We start from the raw sequence: 1,307 nt of genomic DNA on the forward strand, positions 1-1,307 counted from the left end.
GGCGTCTTGGTGGTCGGTAGACCTCGACGTCATAGGCGTCTCAGTGGGTCGCGTGCAAACCTTGGGTGTGGCCGGGCAGTTTTGGTTGTACGTGGGGACTGTATTGGGCCGATCGTGTTGAGCGACGCAACCGCACCTGGTTTTACTGCTGTCGATGTGTCCGGCCGGGAGCTGTCGGCAGAATTTCACTCGGTGAGGGAGGGTGCGGGGTGTCGGGTTCGCATGCTGAGGAGCTTGAGCAGTTGTTGGTGCAGTATCGTAGGCAATTCGCCGAGGTGAAGGAAACTCAGCGGCGTTTGCGGGAGATTTCTTGCACGGTGACGGCGCCGAGGCGGACTGTGGCGGTGACGGTGGGGCATGGCGGTGTGGTGAAGAACGTCGAGTTCCCGACCGGTGCTTATAAGCGTATGGCGCCTGCCGATCTGGCAGGCGTGGTGCTGAAGGCTATCGCTGATGCCCAGCAGCAGGCTAGGGGCGAAGCGGCTGAGGTGATGGCGCCGTCGTTGCCGCCTGGGGTGGACGCTCTGAAACTGTTCTCCGGTGACGTTGATATCCAGTCGTTGCTGAAGCCGGAGCCGGAGTTGCACGAGGTAACCCGTGACGTGATGAACATCAGGGACTGATGCAGATGACCACGAAGCCTGAGCCCGGTGACGACAGCGACCGCGACAGCGGCAGCGGTGACGACAGCTCTCCGCCCAGGAGCCACCGCCCGGAGAACTTCGAGCCGGGCTCCCGGCACATCAGCGTGGACCCAGAGGGCATGTTGCGCAGTGCCGGGCAATTCCGCGGTGCTGGTGACAACTTCCGCTCGTTCGTTCGTGACCTGGAGCGGCTGATCGGCTATGCGCCGCTGGTCAACGGTGAGGAGGACGAACCTTGGAAAGAGTTCGAGCCGTCCTACACCGGGGCCACTCAGGTTTTCGTGGATGGTGTGTCTGGTCTGGCGGGGGCTGTGGATCAGATGTGTGAGAGTCTTCGTCAGTTCGCGGCTTTTTGTGTCGCGACTGAGGACAATGCGGAGTATCTCGGGAAGAACGCGCTGGGCCTGAACGAATCACCGGACCCGGCCGGCGTTCCCGGTCCCACACGCGAGGGTTATCAGCCGCTGACACCTATGCGTAGTGTCACGGGTGAGGAGTTGCCGGCGGGTCCGTCCGGGCGCCACGTCCCGGGTAAAAGGCCGTAGGGTCGGGGTTTTGGTCGGTGTGTGCCACTGGAGTGTTCTCGGTCTGTGTCCTGCGTCTGTGTCTGTGATCGCACCGGTGTGTGGTTGCGGTCGGGTCGAGTGTGGGATGGGGGGTTGA

Annotated in this window: 2 protein-coding genes; both read left to right on the forward strand. The window is 62.6% G+C overall.

From position 1 onward, the window contains the following. Window positions 1–209 precede the first annotated feature (209 nt). Entirely contained in the window at window positions 210–623 is a 414-nt protein-coding gene (locus E1288_RS29730; RefSeq protein WP_165968313.1) for a YbaB/EbfC family nucleoid-associated protein, read from the forward strand. A 5-nt stretch (window positions 624–628) separates the two neighbouring features. Continuing rightward, the gene (locus E1288_RS29735) at window positions 629–1,189 is read left to right on the forward strand and encodes a WXG100 family type VII secretion target (protein WP_132490858.1); all 561 of its coding nucleotides are present in this window, start codon (window positions 629–631) and stop codon (window positions 1,187–1,189) included. Window positions 1,190–1,307: the final 118 nt, after the last annotated feature.

The sequence above is a fragment of the Saccharopolyspora elongata genome (assembly GCF_004348985.1).
In the GTDB taxonomy this organism is placed as follows: Bacteria; Actinomycetota; Actinomycetes; order Mycobacteriales; family Pseudonocardiaceae; genus Saccharopolyspora; species Saccharopolyspora elongata.